Origin of the sequence: Burkholderia ubonensis subsp. mesacidophila (assembly GCF_002097715.1) — a bacterium.
Taxonomy (GTDB): domain Bacteria; phylum Pseudomonadota; class Gammaproteobacteria; order Burkholderiales; family Burkholderiaceae; genus Burkholderia; species Burkholderia mesacidophila.
Genome location: NZ_CP020737.1, coordinates 3029448 through 3047985, shown reverse-complemented (window position 1 = coordinate 3047985; position 18538 = coordinate 3029448). Strand labels below are relative to the sequence as shown.

Genomic DNA, 18538 nt, shown 5'->3' with positions numbered 1-18538 from the left:
TTGCATGGGACTTGAGCGAGCGCTAAAGCGCGAACTCGGGCCGACCGCGAAGCATGGGGCTGGAGTAAGCGCTGAAGCGCGAACTCGGGCCGACCGCGAAGCATGGGGCCGGAGTAAGCGCTGAAGCGCGAACTCGGGCCGACCGCGAAGCATGGGGCTGGAGTAAGCGCTAAAGCGCGAACTCGGGCCGACCGCGAAGCATGGGGCTGGAGTAAGCGCTGAAGCGCGAACTCGGGCCGACCGCGAAGCATGGGGCTGGAGTAAGCGCTGAAGCGCGAATTCGGGCCGACCGCGAAGCATGGGGCTGGAGTAAGCGCTAAAGCGCCAACTCCGGCCGACCGCGAAGCATGGGGCTGGAGTAAGCGCTAAAGCGCTAACTCCAGCCGACACACTAGACAGGAGTTACACGATGAAGACGAAAGCTGCGATTGCATGGAAGGCGGGTGCGCCGCTGACGATCGAGGAAGTCGATCTGGAAGGGCCGCGCGCGGGCGAGGTGCTGATCGAGGTGAAGGCGACGGGGATCTGTCACACCGACTACTACACGCTGTCGGGCGCGGATCCGGAAGGCATCTTCCCGGCGATTCTCGGTCACGAAGGCGCGGGCGTGGTGGTCGACGTCGGCCCCGGCGTCGGCACGGTAAGGAAGGGCGACCACGTGATTCCGCTCTACACGCCGGAATGCCGCGAGTGCAAGTTCTGCCTGTCGCGCAAGACCAACCTGTGCCAGAAGATCCGCGCGACGCAGGGCAAGGGGCTGATGCCGGACGCGACGTCGCGCTTCTCGCTCGACGGCAAGCCGCTCTTCCACTACATGGGCACGTCGACGTTCTCGAACTACATCGTGGTGCCGGAGATCGCGGTCGCGAAGGTGCGCGAGGACGCGCCGTTCGACAAGATCTGCTACATCGGCTGCGGCGTGACGACGGGCGTCGGCGCGGTGGTGTACTCGGCGAAGGTCGAGGCAGGCGCGAACGTCGTCGTGTTCGGTCTCGGCGGGATCGGCCTGAACGTGATCCAGGGCGCGAAGATGGTCGGCGCGGACAAGATCATCGGCGTCGACATCAACCCGAAGCGCGTCGAGCTCGCGAAGAAGTTCGGGATGACGCACTTCATCAACCCGAACGAGGTCGAGAACGTCGTCGACCACATCGTGCAGCTGACCGACGGCGGCGCGGACTACTCGTTCGAATGCGTGGGCAACGTGAAGCTGATGCGCCAGGCGCTCGAGTGCACGCACAAGGGCTGGGGCCAGTCGTTCATCATCGGCGTCGCGGCGGCGGGCGAGGAAATCAGCACGCGCCCGTTCCAGCTGGTGACGGGCCGCGAGTGGAAGGGCTCGGCGTTCGGCGGCGCGCGCGGGCGCACCGACGTGCCGAAGATCGTCGACTGGTACATGGAAGGCAAGATCAACATCGACGACCTGATCACGCACACGCTGCCGCTCGAGCGGATCAACGAAGGTTTCGACCTGATGAAGCAGGGCGAGTCGATCCGCTCGGTCGTGCTGTACTGACCGGGGAGCGCACCGTCATGCTCGAACTCGTTTCCTCGCATGCATGCCACGGCGGCGAGCAGCGTTTCTACCGTCACGATTCGAAGGCGATCGGCCTGCCGATGAAGTTTTCGGTGTACCTGCCGCCGCAGGCCGCGCACGGCCGCGTGCCGGCGCTGTTCTATCTCGCGGGGCTCACGTGTACCGACGAGACGTTCGCGATCAAGGCCGGCGCGCAGCAATACGCGGCGCAGCATGGCATCGCGCTTGTGATGCCCGATACGAGCCCGCGCGGCGCGGGCGTGCCGGGCGAGACCGATACGTGGGACTTCGGGGTCGGCGCGGGCTTCTACGTCGATGCGACCGAAGCGCCGTGGTCGACGCACTACCGGATGGAGTCGTACGTGACGGGCGAGTTGCGCGAGCGCGTCGCGGCAGAGCTGCCGATCGACGGCGCGCGGCTCGGGATCTTCGGGCACTCGATGGGCGGGCATGGCGCGCTGACGCTCGCGCTGCGTCATCCCGACCTGTACCGGTCGGTGTCGGCGTTCGCGCCGATCGCGGCGCCGACGCGCTGCCCGTGGGGCGAGAAGGCGTTCTCGGGTTACCTCGGCGACGATCGCGAAGCGTGGAAGGCACACGACGCGAGCGAACTCGTCGCACGCGCCGATGCGCCGAAGTTCGCGGACGGCATTTTGGTCGACCAGGGGCTCGCCGACCAGTTCCTCGCGAACCAGCTGAACCCCGACGTGTTCGAAGCGGCGTGCGCGGCGGCCGGACAGCCGCTGACGCTGCGGCGGCATGCGGGCTACGACCACGGCTACTACTTCATCTCGACCTTCATCGCGGATCACGTCGCGCATCACGCGCGGGTGCTCGCGCGATGACCGCATGACCCGCTTCGCGCGGGTCGCGCAATGCAAAACGCCGGCGCTGCCCTCGGGCGCGCCGGCGTTTTTTTCGTCGCGCGCGGCGTTACGCCGCCGCGTGCGTCACGCGTGTCGCCGCAACAGGCTCGCGCCATACACGAGCGCCGACAGCGCGGTGATCCAGAAGCTCGTCGGCCAGTCGGTGTAATACGCGAGCACGATGCCGAGCCACGCTTCGAACAGCGCGAACAGCGCGGCGAGCACCACGCCCGTCGACAGCCGCGTCGATACGTTCTGCGCGGCGGCGGCCGGGCCGACCAGCAGCGTGAACACGAGCAGCACGCCGACGATCTGCGTCGCCGCGGCGACCGCAAGCGCGCACACCGCGAGGAACAGCACCGACACCGCGCGCAGCGACACGCCCTTCGCTTCGGCGAGTTCGGGCTGCAGCGACGCGAACAGGAGCGGCCGCGCGATCAGCGCGAGCGCGGCGAGGCTCACCGCACCGATGCCGGCGAGCGCCGCGAGCGTGTCGTGGCTGACCGCGAGCACGTTGCCGAACAGCAGCGCCGTCACCTGCGTCGCGAACGACGTATAGAAATGCAGGAACAGCAGGCCGAAGCCGAGCGCGCCCGACAGGATCACGCCGATCGCGACGTCGCGCCCCGCGAGCCGCTCGCCGAGCGCGCCCATGCCGATGCCGGCCGCGAGGGTGAAGCCGACCATCCCCCAGATCGGCGAGATGCCGAGCAGCACCGCGCCCGTCGCGCCGGTGAAGCCGACGTGCGACAGCGCGTGGCCGGCGAAGGTCTGCCCGCGCAGCACCAGGAAGTAGCCGACGATGCCCGCGAGCACCGCGACGATTCCCGACGCCGCGAAGGCGTTGATCATGAAGTCGTATTCAAACATCGTGTGATTGCCCGCTCGCGTGAGGGTGCGCGTGTCCGTGGTGGGAATGGCCGTGGCCGCCGTGCGCATGGCCGTCGTCGTCGCCTTCGTGCTCGTGGTCGTGCTTCTCGACTTCCACGTCGCCGGACATCACGAAGATCTTGCCGTTCACGCGCATCACGTCGATCGGCGATCCGTACAGCCGCGACAGCACGGGTTTCGTGATCACCTCGTCGACGGTGCCGAGCGCCGCGACGCCGTTGCCGAGATACAGCACGCGGTCGAGCGCGTTGAGGAGCGGGTTCAGTTCGTGCGCGGAGAACAGCACCGTGATGCCGAGCTCGCGCTGCACGCGGCGCACGAGTTCGACCACGCCGCGCTGGTGGTTCGGGTCGAGGCTGATCAGCGGCTCGTCGAGCAGCAGCAGCCTCGGGCTGCCGAGCAGGCACTGTGCGAGCAGCAACCGCTGCCGTTCGCCGCCGGACAGCTCCGACAGCGGCCGGTGCGCGAGCGTGCGGCCGCCGACGAGGTCGAGCACGCGGTCGACGTCGTGCCGCGTCGCGGCGCTCGCGTGCGGCAGGCCCCAGCGGTGCCCGTCAGCGGCCATCGCGACGAAGTCGTAGCCGCGCATCCGGCGGCTCGCGAGGCCGCTCCTGATTTGCGGCATGTAGCCGATCGACGGATTGCCGCGCGCGACCGGCTCGCCGCCGACGCGCAGCGCGCCGCCCGCGACCGGCACGAGGCCGAGCACCGCGCGCATCAGCGTCGTCTTGCCGGCGCCGTTCGGCCCGAGCACGCCGACGAATTCGCCGGGCTCGATCGACAGGCTGACGTCGCGCAGGATCGTGCGTCCGCCCAGTTCGAGCGTGACGCGATCGAGTTCGAGTGCGTGGGGCGTGTGGGTCATGGCTTGCGGGTGGAAAGGGCCTTGCCGAGCGCGTCGAGCTGGCCGGCCATCCATTGCTGGAAGGTCTTGCCGGCCGGCTGCGTCTCGGTGACGCTGACGGTCGGCACGCCGCCGTCGCGCGCGATCTTCAGCATCCGCTTCGTCATCGGCGCCTCGGCCTGGCTGTTGTAGATGAGCGCGCGCACCTGCTGCTTGCGCAGGTCGGTCTCGAACGCGGCGACGTCCTGCGCGCTCGCCTCGGTGTTGTTCATCGTCGCGAGCTGGAAGCGCTGGTTGCGCATGTCGAGGCCGATCGCGTCGGCCATGTAGCCGAACACGGGCTCGGTGGCCGTCACCGGCACGCCCTTGTACTGCGCGCGCAGCGCGGCGACCTTGTCGTCGACGGGCTTCAGCGACGCGACGAACTTCTGCAGGTTCGCGTCGTAGTCGGCCTGGTGCGCCGGGTCCGCGCGGCCGAGCTCGGCCGCGATCGCGCGCGCGGCGGCGGGCATCGTCGCCGGGTCGTACCACAGGTGCGGGTTGTCGCCGGCCTTCTTGCCGACGAGGTCGGCGACGACGATCGTCGCGCGCTTCGCCTGCTTCGACGCCGCGAGCAGCTTGCCCATCCACGGATCGTAGTCGGCGCCGTTGTAGATCACGAGCTGCGCCTGCTGCAGCGCGCGCGCGGTCTTCGGGCTCGCCTCGAACAGGTGCGGGTCCTGGTCGGGATTGCTGAGGATGCTCGTCACCGCGACGTGGCGGCCGCCGATCTGCGACGCGACGTCGCCGTAGAAGTTCTCCGCGGCGACCACGTTGACGGCGGCCGCGTGCGCGAGCGCAGGCACGGCGAGCGACAGCGCGGCAAGGCCGGCGGCGAGCCAGCGGGCGGGGCGCGAGATGGCGCGCAGCGGGGCGCGCGTCAGGGCAATGGACATGAAACTCCTCGTAGGGAAGGGGCGGCGCGTCGGCGCGCGTTCGGCGTCAGCGCTGCGCCGGCTTGGTCTTGCAGTGTCCGCACAGGCCGCTCAGCTCGACGACCTGGTGATGGACCTCGAAACCGTGCGCGGGCGGGCTCGCGGACAGCTGCTTCGCGAGGTCGCCGCCCGGAATCTCGACGGTTTCGCCGCACGATTCGCAGATCAGGAACTGGCCCTCGTGCGGCACGCCGATCTCGCAGCACGCGAAGAACGCGTTCTTCGATTCGATCCGGTGGATGAAGCCGTGCTCGACGAGGAAATCCAGCGCGCGATACACGGTCGTGGGCGGCACCCGGCCGCGCTGCGGCTCGAGCTCGGCGAGCAGGTCGTACGCGCCGATCGGGCGCTGCGCGGCGAGCACGCGTTCGTAGACCTGCCGGCGCAGCGGCGTCCACGCGAGGCCGTGCTCGGCGGCGAACGCGTCGGCGCGGGACAGCCGGTCGGCGATGGACGCGATTGACGATGAAGTAGCCATGGCGCAATGCGGGCAATGGAACGAGAATATCGCGATGATATAACGTATCGTCACGCCGCGCATGCGGCCATCCGTCCCGTTTCTTCCCGAGCGCGCCAAAGCCGGCCCCACCGCCTGCCCCGCGGCGCGTCCGCCCGCGCCGCAACCTGTCCCGCTCGCCGTTGCCCCGCCTGCGCCCGCGGCCGTCCGCGCGGCGCCGTTCTGCCGCATCGCATCATCGAAACCGGCCCGATCCGCCTTGACAGCCCCGGTTCCGTATCCGATCATTCGATCGCAATCAGAGCAATTGTTCGTGTCGCGAGCGTTCGCTCACCTCGCGGCCCATCGCACAACGCAGAACGAAACGGAGACAGCCAGTGAGATTGCAGGACAAGGTCGCGATCCTGACGGGTGCCGCGAGCGGCATCGGCGAAGCGGTCGCGCAACGCTATCTGGAGGAGGGCGCGCGCTGCGTGCTCGTCGACGTGAAACCGGCCGGCGGGTCGCTTGCGCGGTTGATCGAGACGAGCCCGGGCCGCGCGGTCGCCGTGGCCGCGGACGTCACGCGCCGCGACGACATCGCGCGCATCGTCGCCACCGCGGTCGAGCGCTTCGGCGGCGTCGACATCCTGTTCAACAACGCGGCGCTGTTCGACATGCGCCCGCTCCTCGACGAATCGTGGGACGTGTTCGACCGCCTGTTCGCCGTGAACGTGAAGGGGCTGTTCTTCCTGATGCAGGCCGTCGCGCAGCGGATGGTCGAGCAGGGGCGCGGCGGCAAGATCATCAACATGTCGTCGCAGGCGGGCCGGCGCGGCGAGGCGCTCGTATCGCACTATTGCGCGACCAAGGCGGCGGTGATCAGCTATACGCAGTCGGCCGCGCTCGCGCTCGCGCCGCATCGGATCAACGTGAACGGGATCGCGCCGGGCGTCGTCGACACGCCGATGTGGGAGCAGGTCGACGCGCTGTTCGCGCGCTACGAGCACCGGCCGCCCGGCGAGAAGAAGCGGCTCGTCGGCGAAGCGGTGCCGCTCGGCCGGATGGGGCTGCCCGCGGACCTGACGGGCGCCGCGCTGTTCCTCGCGTCGGCGGACGCGGACTACGTCACCGCGCAGACGCTGAACGTCGACGGCGGCAACTGGATGAGCTGACGCGGCCCGACCCGCCGGCCCATCGATATCAACAACACACAAGAGACACTGGAGACATGCCATGCAACGAAAGACGCTTGCCGCCCGCGTGCTCGCGGGCGCGGCGCTCGCGACGGCCGCCGGCGCGGCGCTCGCGGGAACGCTGACGATCGCGACGCTGAACAATCCCGACATGATCGAGCTGAAGAAGCTCGCGCCGGCGTTCGAGAAGGCCAATCCCGACGTCAGGCTGAACTGGGTGATCCTCGAGGAAAACGTGCTGCGCCAGCGCGCGACGACCGACATCACGACCGGCAGCGGCCAGTTCGACGTGGTGATGATCGGCACCTACGAGACGCCGCAGTGGGGCAAGCGCGGCTGGCTCGCGCCCGTGGCCGGCCTGCCGGCCGACTACGACCTGAACGACGTCGTGAAGACCGCGCGCGACAGCCTGTCGTACAACGGCCAGCTCTACGCGCTGCCGTTCTACGTCGAGAGCTCGATGACGTTCTACCGCAAGGACCTGTTCGCGGCGAAGGGCCTCAGGATGCCCGACCGGCCGACCTACGAGCAGATCGCCGGGTTCGCGGACAAGCTGACCGACAAGTCGAAGGGCATCTACGGCATCTGCCTGCGCGGCAAGGCCGGCTGGGGCGAGAACATGGCGTACCTGTCGACGGTCGTGAACACGTTCGGCGGCCGCTGGTTCGACGACAAGTGGAACGCGCAGCTCACGTCGCCGGAATGGAAGAAGGCCGTCAACTTCTACGTGAACCTGCTGAAGAAGAACGGCCCGCCGGGCGCGAGCTCGAACGGCTTCAACGAGAACCTGACGCTGACCGCGTCCGGCAAGTGCGCGATGTGGATCGACGCGACCGTCGCGGCGGGGATCCTCTACAACAAGCAGCAGTCGCAGGTCTCGGACAAGATCGGCTATGCGGCAGCTCCTGTCGAGGCGACGCCGAAGGGCTCGCACTGGCTGTGGGCGTGGGCGCTCGCGATCCCGAAGACGTCGAAGCAGCAGGACGCCGCGAAGAAGTTCATCGCGTGGGCGACGTCGAAGCAGTACGTGGAGCTGGTCGCGAAGGATGAAGGGTGGGCGTCGGTGCCGCCGGGCACGCGCACGTCGACCTATCAGCGCGCCGAGTACAAGGCCGCCGCGCCGTTCTCCGACTTCGTGCTGAAGGCGATCGAATCGGCCGATCCGAACGATCCGTCCGCGCAGAAGGTGCCGTACGCGGGCGTGCAGTATGTCGGCATTCCCGAGTTCCAGTCGTTCGGCACCGTGGTCGGGCAGGGCATCGCGGGCGCGGTGGCCGGGCAGATGACGGTCGACCAGGCGCTCGCGGCCGGGCAGGCCGCGGCCGACCGCGCGGTGCGGCAGGCCGGCTACCAGAAGTAACGCGGCGCGCGCCGTGCGTCCGCGGACGCACGGCGCTCGTGAAGCGGCAAGGCGGGCGAGCGCTGCGCGCCCGCGTTTCAATCGGAGGTGGTCCCGATCATGCGTCACTTACGTCTTCCCCTGACTCACGCGCACCCGGTCGACGCCGCGTCGCGGCCGCCCGCGCCGGACCGGCCGCGGCGCGGCGCGAGCTGGCTCGTGTCGCCGTCCGTCGCGGTGCTGGTGCTGTGGATGTCGATCCCGCTCGCGATGACGGTCTGGTACTCGTTCTCGCGCTACAACCTGCTCAATCCGGACGTGAAGGGCTTCGCCGGATTCGACAACTACCGTTTCCTCGCGACCGATCCGGCGTTCCTGCCGGCGATCTGGCACACGCTCGTGCTGATCGGCGCGGTGCTCGCGATCACCGTGGTCGGCGGCGTGCTGATGGCGGTGCTGTTCGACCGCAAGTTCTACGGGCAGGGCATCGCGCGCCTCTTCGCGATCGCGCCGTTCTTCGTGATGCCGACCGTGTCCGCGCTGATCTGGAAGAACATGATCCTGCATCCGGTCTACGGGCTCGTCGCGAACGCGATGCGCGCGCTCGGCATGACGCCGGTCGACTGGTTCGCCGACTACCCGCTGACCGCGGTGATCATCATCGTCGCGTGGCAGTGGCTGCCGTTCGCATTCCTGATCCTGTTCACCGCGATCCAGTCGCTCGACCAGGAGCAGAAGGAAGCGGCGCGCATCGACGGCGCCGGCCCGATCGCGATGTTCTTCTACATCACGCTGCCGCACCTGAAGCGCGCGATCGCGGTCGTCGTGATGATGGAGACGATCTTCCTGCTGTCGATCTTCGCGGAGATCTACACGACGACGGGCGGCGGCCCCGGCAACGCGACGACCAACCTGTCGTACCTGATCTATGCGCTCGGCCTGCAGCAGTTCGACGTCGGCCTCGCGTCCGCGGGCGGGATCATCGCCGTCGTGGTCGCGAACGTCGTGTCGTTCTTCCTCGTGCGGATGCTCGCACGCAACCTGAAAGGGGAGTACGAACAATGAGCGACCTGACTCTCGATGCCGGCCGCCGCATGCCCGCCGCGTTCGGCCGGGTGCGCCGCGCGGTGCCGGGCCTGCTGGCATGGCTGATCGCGCTCGCGCTGTTCTTCCCGATCTTCTGGATGGCGCTCACCGCGTTCAAGACCGAGCAGCAGGCGTACGCGTCGGCGCTGTTCTTCGTGCCGACGCTCGACAGCTTCCGCGAGGTGTTCGCGCGCAGCGACTACTTCTCGTTCGCGTGGAATTCGGTGCTGATCTCGGCCGGCGTGACGGCGATCTGCCTGCTGTTCGCGGTGCCGGCCGCGTACGCGATGGCGTTCTTCCCGAACCGCCGCACGCAGAAGGTGCTGCTGTGGATGCTGTCGACGAAGATGATGCCGTCGGTCGGCGTGCTCGTGCCGATCTACCTGCTGTGGAAGAACGCGGGCCTGCTCGACAGCGTGTCGGGGCTCGTGATCGTCTACACGCTGATCAACCTGCCGATCGCGGTGTGGATGACGTTCACCTATTTCAACGAGATCCCGAAGGACATCCTCGAGGCGGGGCGCATCGACGGCGCGTCGACCTGGCAGGAGATCGTCTACCTGCTGCTGCCGATGGCGCTGCCGGGGCTCGCGTCGACCGCGCTGCTGCTGGTGATCCTGTCGTGGAACGAGGCGTTCTGGAGCATCAACCTGTCGAGCTCGAACGCGGCGCCGCTCACCGTGTTCATCGCGTCGTACTCGAGCCCGGAGGGGCTGTTCTGGGCGAAGCTGTCCGCAGCTTCCCTGCTCGCGGTCGCACCGATCCTGATCGTCGGCTGGCTGTCGCAGAAGCAGCTCGTGCGCGGGCTCACGTTCGGGGCGGTGAAATGAGCGCAGCCGGCGAAGGTGCGACCGGCGAAGGCGCGGCCGGCAAAGGTATGGATGACGAACGGATCAACGGCGCCGGCCGTCACGACGGCGTGCTGATTTGCGATTGCGACGGCGTGCTGATCGACAGCGAGGCGGTCGCCGCCGACATGCTGGTGCGCGAGCTCGAAGCGCGCTGGCCCGGCGTCGACGCGCGGCCGGCGGTGATGCCGCTGCTCGGGCTGCGGATCGAGCGCGTGCTCGCCGGCGCGAGCGCCGCGCTCGGCCGCACGCTGGACGACGCGGACGTCGGCGCGATCCGGCGCGCGGTCGAAGCCGCGGCGGTGAACGCGCCGGCCGTCGACGGCATTGCCGCGGCGCTCGACGCGATCACGCTGCCGATCGCGTGCGCGAGCAACAGCTACCGCGCGTACGTCGAGGCCGCGCTCGCGCGCACGGGCCTCAAGCGCTTCTTCGGCGAGCGGCTGTTCTGCGCGGACGCCGTCGCGCGCCCGAAGCCCGCGCCCGACGTGTATCTCGCGGCCGCGCATGCGCTCGGCGTCGCGCCCGCGCAATGCCTCGTCGTCGAGGACAGCGCGACCGGCATCACCGCGGCGGCCGCGGCCGGCATGACCGTGCTCGGCTTCGTCGGCGCGGGGCATGCGTCGCCCGCGCAGGTCGACGCGCTGCGCGGCATCGGCGCGCGCCACGTATTCGACGACATGCACGAGCTGCCCGGCTACGTCGCGCGCTGGCAGGCGACGGGCGCGGTGCTGCCGCATTGAGCAACGCGCCGCCCGCGGGCGGCGCATCACGAATCGAACATCGAACGGAGACAAATCATGGCAAGCGTGCTCCTGCGCAACATCGCGAAGCGCTACGAGGACAACGAAGTGCTGCGCAACGTGAACCTCGACATCGCCGACGGCGAGTTCGTCGTGTTCGTCGGCCCGAGCGGGTGCGGCAAATCCACGCTGATGCGGATGATCGCCGGACTCGAGGACATCTCGAGCGGCGACCTGCTGATCGACGGCGCGAAGGTCAACGACGTGCCGAGCGCGAAGCGCGGCATCGCGATGGTGTTCCAGTCGTATGCGCTGTATCCGCACATGACGCTGTACGACAACATGGCGTTCGGCCTGAAGCTCGCCGGCGCGAAGAAGCCCGAGATCGATCAGGCGGTGAAGAACGCGGCGAAGATCCTGCACATCGACCATCTGCTCGACCGCAAGCCGAAGCAGCTGTCGGGCGGCCAGCGGCAGCGCGTCGCGATCGGCCGCGCGATCACGAGGAAGCCGAAGGTATTTCTGTTCGACGAGCCGCTGTCGAACCTCGACGCGGCGTTGCGCGTGAAGATGCGGCTCGAGTTCGCGCGGCTGCACGACGAGCTGAAGACGACGATGATCTACGTGACGCACGACCAGGTCGAGGCGATGACGCTCGCGGACAAGATCGTCGTGCTGTCGGCCGGCAGCGTGCAGCAGGTCGGCACGCCGAACGCGCTGTATCACGCGCCCGCGAACCAGTTCGTCGCGGGTTTCATCGGCTCGCCGAAGATGAACTTCCTGAAAGGCACGGTCGAGGCGGTCGATGCGGGCGGCGTGCTGGTGCGCTTCGACAGCGGCGAGACGCAGCGCGTCGCGGTGGACGCGGCCGGGCTGCAGCGCGGCGCGGCCGTCACGGTCGGCGTGCGGCCCGAGCACCTGAAGGTCGGGGCAGGGGCCGACGGCGTCGCCGCGCGGACGATGGCCGTCGAATCGCTCGGCGATGCCGCGTATCTCTATGCGGAGTCGGCCGTCGCGCCGGACGGACTGATCGCGCGGATTCCGCCGCTCGACACCTATCGCACCGGCGAGGCGCTGCGCGTGCAGGCCGAGGCCGGGCATTGCCACCTGTTCGACGACGAGGGACGCGCGTTCCGGCGCCTGAGCCCGCACGCGAAGGCCGCGTGACGGCGGCGCCGCGGCGTCAGGACGCGAGGGCTTCCAGCGCCGCCTGCGCGCACGTCTCGTCGGTGACGAGCCCCGACAGCCAGCCGCCGCGCAGCGCGGCGATCACCGCGTCGCGCTTCTTCGGCCCGCCCGCGAACGCGATCGTCGGGCGTTTCGGCGGCGTGTCGAGCGACACGCTCGTCACCCGCGCGCTCGTCGACGCGGCGATCCGGCGGCCCTGCGCGTCGATCGGCACGCCGAGCAGTTCGGCGACCGCGCCGAGCGCGATCATCTCGTCGCGCTCCTGCTCGGTGATGAAGCCGTCCTCGTAGAGCGGGCAGTGGGGGCCGATGTTGCCGATGCCGACCAGCGCGACGTCGGCTTCGCCCGACAGCGCCTCGACGATCCGGTACAGCCGGTGATTGCACCACTGCGCGCGTTCGGCGCCGCTGTCCGCGAACAGCGGCGCGGGCAGCAGGAAGTGCTTGCCGCCCGTCTTCTCGGAGATGTCCTGCGCGACGTCGTAGCGGTTCGACGAGCCGTCGGCGGCGATCGCGCCGACCATCGACACGAGGCGGTGCTGCGGCCGGTCGATCTGCGCGATCTGCGCGACCGCGGCCTTCAGCGTGCGACCGCTGCTGACCGCGATCACCATCGGCCGCGTCTCGTTCAGGTAGCGCTCCATCACCTGCGCGCCGGCGACCGCGAGCTTGCGGTCGATCGCCTCGGGCGCGTCGTCGTCGACCGGCACGACTTCGCACATCGACAGGCCGTAGCGTTTCGACAGCTGCGTGCCGAGGTCGAGACAGTCGGCGAGCTGGTGATCGACGCGCACGCGGATCAGGTTCTTCTCGACCGCGAACGCGACGAGGCGCTGCGCGACCGGGCGCGACACCTGGAGCTTCTCGGCGATTTCGTTCTGCGTGTCGCCCGCGACGTAGTAGAGCCACGCGGCGCGGGTGGCGAGATCGAGTTTTTCTGAGGACTTGGGCACGATAGCGATTGAATTCGGATCCTGGCGGGCCGACCGGCGGCGCATGGGTACGCACTGTACCGCACTCGCCGCCGCGGCCGGCCCGCGCGTCGGTCAGGCTCGCCGGTCAGGCGCGCTCAGGCAAGCCGCGCGCGCGACGGCTCGTAGAGCGGGCGCACGTGGCGATACAGCGCGCGGAACGCGGCGAGGCGCTCGCGCAGCGCCGCATGGCGCACGGCGTCGGGCGCGTATTCGGCGCGCACCGGCGGCTTGCTCAGCACCGTGTGCGGATCGCCGCCGACCGCGAGCCAGCCGAGCCGCGCCGCGCCGAGCGCAGCACCCGTCTCGCCGCCGCCGTGCTGGCGGGTGCGCACGTTCAGCGCATCGGCGATCAGCTGCGCCCAGTACGCGCTGCGCGCGCCGCCGCCGATCAGCGACAGCGCGCCGGTCTCGACGCCCGCCGCATGCAGCGCATCGAAGCCGTCGGCGAGGCCTAGCGTCACGCCTTCGAGCACCGCATAGCCGAGATGCGCGCGTTCGGTCGCATGGGTCATCCCGAAGAACACGCCCTGCGCGTACGGATCGTTGTGCGGCGTGCGCTCGCCGGACAGGTAGGGCAGGAACAGCGGCGCGGCGGCGAGCGTGCCGGCGTCGAGTGCCTCGACTTCCGCGAGCAGCGTCGGCTCGTCGGTGCCGGTCAGCTTGCAGACCCAGCGCAGGCAGCTCGCGGCCGACAGCACGACGCTCATCAGCTGCCAGCGGTCCGGAATCGCGTGGCAGAACGCGTGCACCGCGGACGCCGGGTTCGGCATGAAGCGGTCGCCGACGACGCTCAGCACGCCTGACGTGCCGAGCGACACGAAGCCGTCGCCCGCGTGGATCGCGCCTATGCCGAGCGCGCTCGTCGCGTTGTCGCCGCCGCCGCCCGCGACGACGACGGCTTCCGACAGCCCCAGCTCGCGCGCGACATCGGCGCGCAGCGTGCCGGACGGCGCGTTGCCTTCGACGATCCGCGGCATCTGCGCGCGTGTCATCCCGCACGCGGCGAGCAGCGTGTCGGACCACTCGCGGCGCGCGACGTCGAGCCACAACGTGCCCGCGGCGTCGGACGGATCGGACACCTTCGCGCCAGTCAGCCGGAAGCGCAGGTAATCCTTCGGCATCAGCACGCAGGCCGTCGCCGCGAACAGGTCGGGTTCGTGCGTCGCGACCCACAGCAGCTTCGGCGCGGTGAAGCCGGGCATCGCGAGATTGCCGGTGAGCGCATGCAGGTCCGGCGCGCGTTCGGTGAGCAGCGCGCATTCGTCGGCGCTGCGCATGTCGTTCCACAGGATCGCGGGACGCAGCACGCGATCGGCGCGGTCGAGCAGCACCGCGCCATGCATCTGGCCCGACAGCCCGATGCCGCGCACCTGCGCGAACGCGTGCGGATGGCGCTCGCGCAACGCGGCGAGCGCGGCGAGCGTGCCGCGCCACCAGTCGTCCGGATGCTGTTCGGCCCAGCGCGGGCGCGGCCGCGACACGGTGAACGGCGCGCCCGCGGTGCCGACGACCGTGCCGTCCGGGGCGAGCAGCAGCACCTTCACTTCCGAGGTGCCGAGGTCGATGCCGAGATACATGTGCGATCCGTTCCGTCAGGGAGGAGCCGCTACTTTAGCCGCGCGGGTGCGCGCGTGCCAATGCCGGTTGACCCGACGCGCGGCCGGGCGCTCAGCGCCGCGCGAGCCAGGAATCGACGCGCGCAAGGCCGGCGCGCACCGCGTCGACGAGCGCGGCGTTGCCGGCGAGCGCTCCCCACAGCTGGCGCTCAACGCACAGCGCCGCGACCGGGTCGCGGGCCGCCACGATCGCGCGCGCGACACCTTCGTCCATCACGCCGTCCTGGTACGCATACGGCAGCGCGCCGCGCGCCCAGCGCTCGAGAAAGCGCAGGAACAGCGCGGGCAGCACCGCGGTCGCGACCGGCGCCGCGCCGCGCGCGATGCACTCGGCGAGTGTCGGCGCGATGAAGCCGGGCAGCTTCGAGAAGCCGTCCGCAGCGACGCGCTGGTTGGTGTCGAGCACGTACGGATTGCCGAAGCGCTCGAGCACGACGTCGCGATAGCGCGCGAGATCGAGCGGGCTCGGCCCGAGGTGCGTCAGGCACGGGATCACGTCCTGCGTCGCGTAGTCGTGCGCGAAGCGGCGGATCGCCGCGTCGTGCGTGCCTTCGTGGATGTACGTATGGCCCGCCAGCGTGCCGGCCCACGCGATGCAGCTGTGTGTCGCGTTGAGCAGGCGGATCTTCGCTTCCTCGTACGGGTGCACGTCGTCGACGAGTTCGGCGCCCGCCAGCTCCCAGCGTGGGCGGCCGGCCGCGAAGCGGTCCTCGATCACCCACTGGATGAACGATTCGCCCATCACCGGGCACGCGTCGTCGACGCCGGTCGCCGCACGCACGCGCTCGCGCACGTCGGCGGTCGGGCGCGGCGTGATCCGGTCGACCATCGCGCTCGGGCACGCGACGTGCGCGTCGAACCAGTCGAGCAGGTCGCGCGCGCCGCGCCGTTCGAGGAATTCGCGCATCCCTGCGCGAAAGCGCGCGCTGTTGCTGCGCAGGTTGTCGCAGCTCTGCAGCGTGAGCGGGCCCGCGCCGCGCTTCATCCGCTCGGCGAGCAGCGCGGCGAGCGCGCCGTACAGCGTCGTGCGCGCGCCCTGCAGGTCGGCCGCGAGATCGGGGTTCGCGAGGTCGAGCCGGTTGTGCTCGTCGAGGTAGTAGCCGCTTTCGGTGACGGTGAACGACACGATCCGGCAGGCGGGGTCCGCGCCGGCGTCGATCAGCGCGGCGAGATCGATCGACCACGGCAGCACGCGCGTGATCGCACGGATCGTCTCGTACGCGCGCTCGCCTTGCGGGGTGACCGTCTCGAGCGTGTACGCGCCGTGCTGCGCGGCGAGCGCATCCATGGTCGCGCGCATGTCGTCGCGGATGTTGCCGACGACCAGCGACCAGCGCTCGGCGGCCGGCACGGCCGCGTTGACGCGATGCAGGTACCACGCCTGGTGCGCGCGGTGGAACGATCCGGCGCCGATGTGCAGCAGCACGGGCGCGCGGGCGGGCGACGACTCGCTCATCCGTTGTCTCCTTCCGGCGGCCGCGAAGGGCAATGCCGGATCATTTGCTCGTTGTGTGAGCGAATGATCGTATTCGGGCGGGCGAAAGTCAAGGCGTGCGCGCGGGTTTTCGATGGTGCGCTGCGGCGGTGCGCGCTCAGGCGGCTTCGCGGGTCAGCGCGGCGAGCCCTTCGAGCAGTTTGACGGCGGGGCGGGGGAGGATGCCGTGGCGGCGGCGGAACGCGCTGCCGCGCGCCGTCACGATGGTCATGACGGCGCGCGGGCGAACGGCGGGTGAGTTACAGCGTCGTGCGCACGTGCCAGAGCTCGGGGAACAGCACGACGTCGAGCATCTTGCGCAGATACGGCGCGCCGCTCGTGCCGCCCGTGCCCTGCTTGAAGCCGATGATGCGCTCGACGGTCGTCACGTGGCGGAAGCGCCACTGGCGGAACGCGTCCTCGAGATCGACCAGTTCCTCGGCCATCTCGTACAGCTCCCAGTGCTGCTGCGGGTGCCGGTACACCTCGAGCCACGCGGCCTCGACGGTGTCGTCGTGCTGGGTCGGCTGGGTCCAGTCGCGCTCGAGCCGCGACGGCGCGATCGGAAAGCCGCGCCGCGCGAGCAGGCGCACGACCTCGTCGTAGAACGACGGCGCCTCGAGCGTTGCGCGCACCTGTTCGAGGATGTCCGGCCGGTGCGCATGCGGCTGCAGCATCTGCGGGTTCTTGTTGCCGAGCAGGAATTCGAGCTGGCGGTACTGGTACGACTGGAAGCCCGACGACTGGCCGAGATACGGCCGCATCGCCGAATACTCGGACGGCGTCATCGTCGCGAGCACGTTCCACGCCTGCACGAGCTGCTCGAGAATGCGCGACACGCGCGCAAGCATCTTGAACGCGGGTGGCAGCGCGTCGCGACGGACCGCGTCGAGCGCCGCGCGCAGCTCGAACAGCGCGAGCTTCATCCACAGCTCGCTTGTCTGATGCTGGATGATGAACAGCATCTCGTTGTGATCCGGCGACAGCGGATGCTGCGCGTCGAGGATCTTGTTGAGCGACAGGTAGTCGCCGTAGCTCATCGACTTCGAGAAATCGAGCTGAGCGTTGTGCCAGCCGGGTTGCTCGCCGGCTTCGCCCGGCACGTGCGACGCTTCGTGCGCAGGGTGTGCGCCCGAGAACGGGCAGCCCGCCGGCGCGTCGTTGCCGGGCGGTTGCATATGACCAGAATTCACGACTTCCCTCTCCAGGATTGAATGCGTATTGCTTGCTCGGGGCGATCGGCCCCGCAGCGGCCGATCAGGTCACCGCGCCGCGGGTGGCGAACTCGGGCGCTTTCCATGCGCCGGTGTCGAGGATGTCGCGCAGCGTCTCGACGGCGTCCCACACGTCGGCGAAGCGCGTATAGAGCGGCGTGAAGCCGAAGCGCAGCACGTGCGGCTCGCGGTAGTCGCCGATCACGCCGCGCGCGATCAGCGCCTGCATCACCTCGTAGCCGTGCGGATGCTCGAAGCTCGCCTGCGAGCCGCGCTGGTGATGGCTGCGCGGCGTGACGAGCTTCAGCGCATGGCCTTCGCAGCGCGCCTCGACGAGCGCGATGAACGCGTCGGTCAGCGCGAGCGACTTGCGGCGGATCGCGTGCATGTCGGTCTGCAGGAACACGTCGAGCCCGCATTCGACCATCGACATCGACACGATCGGCTGCGTGCCGCACAGGAAGCGCGCGATGCCGGGATCGGGCGCGAACTCGGGCTGCATCGCGAACGGCGCGCGGTGGCCCCACCACCCGGACAGCGGCTGCGAGAAGTGCGCGTGATGGCGCTTCGGCACCCACACGAACGCGGGCGAGCCCGGGCCGCCGTTCAGGTACTTGTACGTGCAGCCGACCGCGCCGTCCGCGCGCGCGCCCTTCAGGTCGACCGGCACCGCGCCCGCCGAATGCGCGAGATCCCACAGCATCAGCGCGCCCGCGTCGTGCACGAGCTGCGTGACGGCCGGCATGTCGTGCAGGTAGCCGGTGCGATAGTTCACCTGCGTGATCATCGCGACCGCAGTGTCCTTGCCGAGCGCGTCGGGCAGGTCGGCCGGGTCGTCGATCAGGCGCAGTTCGTAGTCGCCGCCGAGCTGCGCGATCAGCCCCTGCGCGATGTACAGGTCGGTCGGGAAGTTCGAGCGCTCCGACACGATCACGCGGCGCTCGGGCGCGCGTTCGGCCTGGTAGCGCAGCATCGCGGACAGCAGCTTGAACAGGTTGATCGAGATCGTATCGGTGACGACGGTCTCGTCCGGCGCGCCGCCGATCAGCGTCGCGAGCTTGTCGCCGAGGCGGCGCGGCAGCGCGAACCAGCCGGCCGTGTTCCAGCTGCGGATCAGGCCTTCGCCCCATTCGGCGCCGATCACCTGCTGCGCGCGGGCGGCCGATGCGCGCGGCTGCGCGCCGAGCGAGTTGCCGTCGAGGTAGATCACGCCGTTGGGCAGCGCGAACTGGTCGCGCAGCGGGGCGAGCGGGTCGTCGCGGTCGAGCGCGAGCGCATCTTCACGGGTCTTGATCATGATGGTCGGGGTGTGT

At 69.7% G+C, this 18538-nt stretch carries 17 protein-coding genes; 8 read left to right on the top strand and 9 right to left on the bottom strand.

From position 1 onward, the window contains the following. The first annotated feature begins 409 nt into the window (after window positions 1-409). Together B7P44_RS14325 and fghA are read left to right on the top strand one after the other, a co-directional pair. The gene (locus tag B7P44_RS14325; protein WP_034178897.1) at window positions 410-1516 is read left to right on the top strand and encodes an S-(hydroxymethyl)glutathione dehydrogenase/class III alcohol dehydrogenase; all 1107 of its coding nucleotides are present in this window, start codon (window positions 410-412) and stop codon (window positions 1514-1516) included. Between the two features lie 17 nt (window positions 1517-1533). Further along, on the top strand, window positions 1534-2382 hold the full coding sequence (gene fghA / locus B7P44_RS14320; RefSeq protein WP_084905192.1) for an S-formylglutathione hydrolase: 849 nt from the start codon (window positions 1534-1536) through the stop codon (window positions 2380-2382). A gap of 105 nt (window positions 2383-2487) precedes the next feature. Here the strand turns inward: fghA and B7P44_RS14315 are convergent, their stop codons facing one another. From B7P44_RS14315 to B7P44_RS14300, 4 genes are read right to left on the bottom strand one after another with little or no spacing between them, the layout of a single operon-like run. Continuing rightward, window positions 2488-3273: a metal ABC transporter permease gene (locus B7P44_RS14315; RefSeq protein ID WP_084905190.1), complete on the bottom strand. Its 786-nt coding sequence runs from the start codon at window positions 3271-3273 to the stop codon at window positions 2488-2490. Then, window positions 3266-4159 carry an ABC transporter ATP-binding protein gene (locus B7P44_RS14310; protein WP_084905188.1) on the bottom strand — a complete coding sequence of 298 codons (894 nt, stop codon included), beginning with the start codon at window positions 4157-4159 and terminating at the stop codon, window positions 3266-3268. Before B7P44_RS14310 ends, B7P44_RS14315 begins: the two co-directional genes overlap by 8 nt. After that, window positions 4156-5073, bottom strand: a complete 918-nt coding sequence (locus tag B7P44_RS14305; protein WP_084905186.1) for a metal ABC transporter solute-binding protein, Zn/Mn family — start codon at window positions 5071-5073, stop codon at window positions 4156-4158. Before B7P44_RS14305 ends, B7P44_RS14310 begins: the two co-directional genes overlap by 4 nt. A gap of 46 nt (window positions 5074-5119) precedes the next feature. Beyond that, window positions 5120-5590, bottom strand: coding sequence for a Fur family transcriptional regulator (locus B7P44_RS14300; RefSeq protein ID WP_231716624.1), 471 nt, complete (start codon window positions 5588-5590; stop codon window positions 5120-5122). Window positions 5591-5946: 356 nt separating this feature from the next. Here B7P44_RS14300 and B7P44_RS14295 point away from each other — a divergent pair, with 356 nt between their 5' ends. The 6 genes from B7P44_RS14295 (at window position 5947) to B7P44_RS14270 (ending at window position 11927) form a co-directional block, all read left to right on the top strand. Further along, a complete protein-coding gene (locus tag B7P44_RS14295) occupies window positions 5947-6723 on the top strand; it encodes an L-iditol 2-dehydrogenase (RefSeq protein ID WP_084905182.1) in 777 nt (258 codons plus the stop codon). 61 nt (window positions 6724-6784) lie between these two features. Further along, on the top strand, window positions 6785-8104 hold the full coding sequence (locus B7P44_RS14290) for an ABC transporter substrate-binding protein (RefSeq protein ID WP_084905181.1): 1320 nt from the start codon (window positions 6785-6787) through the stop codon (window positions 8102-8104). Between the two features lie 99 nt (window positions 8105-8203). Further along, complete coding sequence (locus B7P44_RS14285; RefSeq protein WP_084905179.1) at window positions 8204-9148, top strand: carbohydrate ABC transporter permease; 945 nt, start codon at window positions 8204-8206, stop codon at window positions 9146-9148. Then, window positions 9145-9999 carry a carbohydrate ABC transporter permease gene (locus B7P44_RS14280; RefSeq protein WP_084905177.1) on the top strand — a complete coding sequence of 285 codons (855 nt, stop codon included), beginning with the start codon at window positions 9145-9147 and terminating at the stop codon, window positions 9997-9999. The genes B7P44_RS14285 and B7P44_RS14280 overlap by 4 nt, the downstream gene beginning before the upstream one ends. Then, window positions 9996-10760 (top strand): HAD family hydrolase, encoded by a 765-nt coding sequence (locus tag B7P44_RS14275; RefSeq protein ID WP_407923990.1) that lies wholly within the window; start codon window positions 9996-9998, stop codon window positions 10758-10760. Before B7P44_RS14280 ends, B7P44_RS14275 begins: the two co-directional genes overlap by 4 nt. Window positions 10761-10817: 57 nt before the next feature. Then, window positions 10818-11927 (top strand): ABC transporter ATP-binding protein, encoded by a 1110-nt coding sequence (locus tag B7P44_RS14270; protein WP_084905175.1) that lies wholly within the window; start codon window positions 10818-10820, stop codon window positions 11925-11927. Window positions 11928-11943: 16 nt separating this feature from the next. Here the strand turns inward: B7P44_RS14270 and B7P44_RS14265 are convergent, their stop codons facing one another. The 5 genes from B7P44_RS14265 to kynU form a co-directional block, all read right to left on the bottom strand. Further along, window positions 11944-12945 (bottom strand): sugar-binding transcriptional regulator, encoded by a 1002-nt coding sequence (locus tag B7P44_RS14265; protein WP_084905173.1) that lies wholly within the window; start codon window positions 12943-12945, stop codon window positions 11944-11946. Between the two features lie 71 nt (window positions 12946-13016). Beyond that, window positions 13017-14498, bottom strand: coding sequence for a xylulokinase (gene xylB, locus B7P44_RS14260; protein WP_084905171.1), 1482 nt, complete (start codon window positions 14496-14498; stop codon window positions 13017-13019). Window positions 14499-14589: 91 nt separating this feature from the next. Continuing rightward, window positions 14590-15993 carry a D-arabinitol 4-dehydrogenase gene (gene dalD / locus B7P44_RS14255; RefSeq protein ID WP_084905169.1) on the bottom strand — a complete coding sequence of 468 codons (1404 nt, stop codon included), beginning with the start codon at window positions 15991-15993 and terminating at the stop codon, window positions 14590-14592. Window positions 15994-16271: 278 nt separating this feature from the next. Further along, window positions 16272-17189: a tryptophan 2,3-dioxygenase gene (gene kynA / locus B7P44_RS14250; protein WP_084905167.1), complete on the bottom strand. Its 918-nt coding sequence runs from the start codon at window positions 17187-17189 to the stop codon at window positions 16272-16274. A gap of 79 nt (window positions 17190-17268) precedes the next feature. Beyond that, window positions 17269-18522 carry a kynureninase gene (gene kynU, locus B7P44_RS14245; protein ID WP_084905165.1) on the bottom strand — a complete coding sequence of 418 codons (1254 nt, stop codon included), beginning with the start codon at window positions 18520-18522 and terminating at the stop codon, window positions 17269-17271. Window positions 18523-18538 lie beyond the last annotated feature (16 nt).

What these genes read in the sequence shown, in the direction of transcription:
- B7P44_RS14325 (WP_034178897.1), top strand. Translation starts at nt 410, where the DNA reads ATGAAGACGAAAGCTGCGATTGCATGGAAGGCGGGTGCGCCGCTGACG.
- fghA (WP_084905192.1), top strand. Translation starts at nt 1,534, where the DNA reads ATGCTCGAACTCGTTTCCTCGCATGCATGCCACGGCGGCGAGCAGCGT.
- B7P44_RS14315 (WP_084905190.1), bottom strand. Translation starts at nt 3,273, where the DNA reads ATGTTTGAATACGACTTCATGATCAACGCCTTCGCGGCGTCGGGAATC.
- B7P44_RS14310 (WP_084905188.1), bottom strand. Translation starts at nt 4,159, where the DNA reads ATGACCCACACGCCCCACGCACTCGAACTCGATCGCGTCACGCTCGAA.
- B7P44_RS14305 (WP_084905186.1), bottom strand. Translation starts at nt 5,073, where the DNA reads ATGTCCATTGCCCTGACGCGCGCCCCGCTGCGCGCCATCTCGCGCCCC.
- B7P44_RS14300 (WP_231716624.1), bottom strand. Translation starts at nt 5,590, where the DNA reads ATGGCTACTTCATCGTCAATCGCGTCCATCGCCGACCGGCTGTCCCGC.
- B7P44_RS14290 (WP_084905181.1), top strand. Translation starts at nt 6,785, where the DNA reads ATGCAACGAAAGACGCTTGCCGCCCGCGTGCTCGCGGGCGCGGCGCTC.
- B7P44_RS14285 (WP_084905179.1), top strand. Translation starts at nt 8,204, where the DNA reads ATGCGTCACTTACGTCTTCCCCTGACTCACGCGCACCCGGTCGACGCC.
- B7P44_RS14280 (WP_084905177.1), top strand. Translation starts at nt 9,145, where the DNA reads ATGAGCGACCTGACTCTCGATGCCGGCCGCCGCATGCCCGCCGCGTTC.
- B7P44_RS14275 (WP_407923990.1), top strand. Translation starts at nt 9,996, where the DNA reads ATGAGCGCAGCCGGCGAAGGTGCGACCGGCGAAGGCGCGGCCGGCAAA.
- B7P44_RS14270 (WP_084905175.1), top strand. Translation starts at nt 10,818, where the DNA reads ATGGCAAGCGTGCTCCTGCGCAACATCGCGAAGCGCTACGAGGACAAC.
- B7P44_RS14265 (WP_084905173.1), bottom strand. Translation starts at nt 12,945, where the DNA reads ATGCGCCGCCGGTCGGCCCGCCAGGATCCGAATTCAATCGCTATCGTG.
- xylB (WP_084905171.1), bottom strand. Translation starts at nt 14,498, where the DNA reads ATGTATCTCGGCATCGACCTCGGCACCTCGGAAGTGAAGGTGCTGCTG.
- dalD (WP_084905169.1), bottom strand. Translation starts at nt 15,993, where the DNA reads ATGAGCGAGTCGTCGCCCGCCCGCGCGCCCGTGCTGCTGCACATCGGC.
- kynA (WP_084905167.1), bottom strand. Translation starts at nt 17,189, where the DNA reads ATGCAACCGCCCGGCAACGACGCGCCGGCGGGCTGCCCGTTCTCGGGC.
- kynU (WP_084905165.1), bottom strand. Translation starts at nt 18,522, where the DNA reads ATGATCAAGACCCGTGAAGATGCGCTCGCGCTCGACCGCGACGACCCG.